The following is a 477-nucleotide window of genomic DNA, read 5'->3' on the forward strand; positions in this document are numbered from 1 at the left end:
GTCATCGTTTTGAATAACAGTGGCATTGCCACCAACGCTTAGGCCGCTCGCTGTCAGGTCATCACCTTCCACATCAGATGCTTGCGATAACAGTTGCTCTTGGCTCAAACGGATCGAACCGTCTTCGTCGACTGAGTACGCTAGATCGCCCGACACAGGGGCATCATCCACCGCCGTTACGCTGACATCGATGTTGGCTGAGACTGTATCGGTACCGTCAGACACCTCAAAACCGAAGTTTACGTCACCATTGAAGTTCTCATTCGGAGCGAAGGTGTAAGTACCATTACCGTTGTCAGTAAGAATCCCGTCGCCGCCATCGTAGGTCACACCTTCAATCGTTAGATTGTCACCTTCAATGTCAGTTGCGCCTGTTAATAGGTCGGCATCGGTGAAGATGAGCGTGCCATCTTCTTCCACGCTGAATTGTTGATCTTGTGGGACTGGCAGGTCATTAACTGGGTTAACGGTTAGGTC

General features: G+C 50.7%; 1 protein-coding gene. It reads right to left on the reverse strand.

What is annotated here, in order from left to right:
• Positions 1 to 477 (reverse strand): cadherin-like domain-containing protein (locus WR49_RS19325; protein WP_046225106.1); only part of this gene is annotated, 477 nt, incomplete at both ends.

The organism is Vibrio sp. ECSMB14106 (genome assembly GCF_000972265.1).
GTDB classification, from domain to species: Bacteria; Pseudomonadota; Gammaproteobacteria; order Enterobacterales; family Vibrionaceae; genus Vibrio; species Vibrio kanaloae.